This is a genomic window from Maribacter sp. (assembly GCF_049667165.1).
Classification (GTDB): Bacteria; Bacteroidota; Bacteroidia; order Flavobacteriales; family Flavobacteriaceae; genus Maribacter_A.
Genome location: NZ_JBATHS010000107.1, coordinates 1 through 2,020 on the forward strand (window position 1 = coordinate 1; position 2,020 = coordinate 2,020).

Sequence of the window (2,020 nt, forward strand, 5' to 3'; positions counted from 1 at the left end):
GAAAAATGGGCGAAGGCGGCCAAGAATGCCGGTATGAAATATGTGGTCTTCACTACGAAGCATCACGATGGTTTTTCGATGTTCGATTCGAAGTATACCGATTATAAGGTAACCGATGTTGAAACCCCATTCGCAACGCATCCCAGAGCCAATATCACCAAAGAGATCTTCAATGCCTTTAGAGGCGAAGGATTATGGGCGGGGGCATATTTTTCAAAACCCGATTGGCACAATGAAAACTATTGGGACCCTTACTTTCCACCCTTCGACAGAAATGTGAATTATGATCCCGCGCTTCATCCCAAAAAATGGGAACACTATGTGCAATTTACCCACAACCAGATTATGGAATTGCTTACGGACTATGGAAAGGTCGATATTTTATGGTTGGATGGGGGTTGGGTCAAGAAAAGGACCGCTCAGAATATAAATGAGAACTATAGCGAAAAGTTTAAGGAGAATGCATCGGGCAATGGCTTTATAAAACATCGTGTGGTGAGCCAGGATATACAAATGGATGAATTGGTGGTTAAGGCGCGGAAGAAACAACCAGGGTTGATCGTGGTCGATAGGGCAGTACACGGGAAGAACCAGAATTACCTTACGCCTGAGAACCGCGTTCCTGAAAAACCCTTACCCTATCCGTGGGAATCCTGTATTATCGCAGGTGGGGGTTGGTCCTATACCTTTAATGCGAATTATATGACCGGGCGGGAAGCCATTCATACCCTGGTCGATATCGTGGCCAAAGGAGGAAATTTATTGCTCAATATAGCCCCAAGCCCAACAGGGGAGTGGGATGATGGCGCCTATGCGCTCTTGCAAGAGATTGGGGATTGGATCAAGGTCAATGGGGAAGCTATTTACGGAACCAAATCCATGGCACCTTATAAAGTGGGAAACATAGGTTTGACATCCAAAAAAGGCGGTGCAATGTTCCTGATCTATTTGTTGGACAAGGATCAGAAAAGCCTACCTTCGGAAATAGAATTTCCAATCCTTGTTGATAAAAATGCAAAAGCGACCATTTTGGGCCATAACGCCCCATTAAAATGGAAAAGGCAAGAGGAGGGTATTATGATAAAACTCCCTGAAAACCTAAAAACCGACTTGTTGCGGACAGCTGCTTTTGTGATCAAAATAAAATAAGGACGTACGGGAGTATCGAACAATGGGAAAACCGACTTAGTCTTGTGCGAACGAACATACCCTTCATTTCCGTGTAAATTTAAATTTATATGTTTTGTTAGAATTGTTCTTTAGCTTTTCAAGTTCGTTATTGGTCGAAAACATTTCAAAATGAGGGGTCAAATGCCAACTTTAGTACATTAACATTATTTTAATAACTTTAAGGTAATATTAATATTTAATGGATTCAAACAATTAACAAACAAAACTAAACTAGCATGAATCAAAAATTTAAGTATGTCTTGTTGTTTGTGGCACTGCTCTTTATACAAGGAGCGATAGCACAAACTATTTCAGGTACGGTGACCGATAATTCGGGTGTACCGTTACCTAGTGTCAATGTCATTGAAAAAGGTACTACCAATGGTACTTCCACTGACTTTGACGGTAATTTCGAATTAAGCGTTTCCAGTTCTTCGGCAACGTTGGTGTTTTCATCCTTAGGCTTTGCCACAAGGGAAGTTGCGATAGCAGGCCAATCAAGGATTAATGTATCCTTGGAAGAGGATGCTGAACAACTCGGAGAAGTTGTGGTAACCGCCTTGGGTATTAAGAAAGAGGCGAAAGCCATTGGGTATGCGACCACGGAAGTAGGGGGCGAGGAGCTTTCAACCGTGAAGGTAACCAATGCGATCAATTCGCTTCAAGGTAAGGTAGCAGGGGTAAGTATTACTTCAAACTCTACGGGTGCAGCAGGTTCCAGTAGGGTCGTTATCCGTGGTAACAATACCTTGACAGGAAACAACCAGCCTTTATACATTATTGATGGTATTCCTATCGGTAATGATAACAACGGGTCTGCCGGTCTTTGGGGCGGAAATGATGGTGGTGA

2 protein-coding genes are annotated in these 2,020 nt (G+C 42.8%); both read left to right on the forward strand.

The window, feature by feature from the left end; genetic code table 11:
* Positions 1-1,149, forward strand: a 1,149-nt coding sequence (locus tag WBM98_RS05830; RefSeq protein ID WP_424365088.1) for an alpha-L-fucosidase, incomplete at its 5' end; no start/stop codon positions are given.
* Positions 1,150-1,406: 257 nt separating this feature from the next.
* Positions 1,407-2,020 (forward strand): carboxypeptidase-like regulatory domain-containing protein (locus tag WBM98_RS05835; RefSeq protein WP_424365089.1); only part of this gene is annotated, 614 nt, incomplete at its 3' end.